1 protein-coding gene is annotated in these 399 nt (G+C 67.7%); it reads left to right on the top strand.

Annotated elements, in window-relative coordinates; translation table 11 throughout:
• The coding region (locus J1M86_RS24170; RefSeq protein ID WP_274611739.1) for an ATP-binding protein at positions 1-258 on the top strand (258 nt) is incomplete at its 5' end.
• Between the last annotated feature and the right edge of the window lie 141 nt (positions 259-399).

Consider the following 399-nt stretch of genomic DNA (forward strand, 5'->3'; position numbering starts at 1 on the left):
CTGCAACGGCTTGGCGGCGACTGGGTGCTGAGCGTCGCCGACAACGGCGGCGGGATTCCCGCCGAGCACCTGGGCAGCGTCTTCGATCCGTTCTTCACCACCAAGCCGGTGGGAGAGGGACTCGGCCTCGGCCTGGCGGTATCCTATGGGATCGTCCACGAACTCGGCGGCCGCCTGCAGGTCGCCAATGCCGAGGCGGGAGCGGTGTTCAGCCTGATCCTGCCGGCGGCCCCCGATGACACGAGCGTAACGACATGAGCGACCAGGTGATCTTCGTCGACGACGAAGCGACGATCCGCGAAGCGGTGCAGCAATGGCTGGAGCTGTCCGGCTTCGAGGTGCGCCTGTGCCTGCGCGCCGAGGAATGCCTGGGAGCGTTGGACAAGTCCTTCGCCGGGG

The sequence above is a fragment of the Rhodococcus sp. KRD197 genome (assembly GCF_017168235.1).
In the GTDB taxonomy this organism is placed as follows: Bacteria; Actinomycetota; Actinomycetes; order Mycobacteriales; family Mycobacteriaceae; genus Rhodococcoides.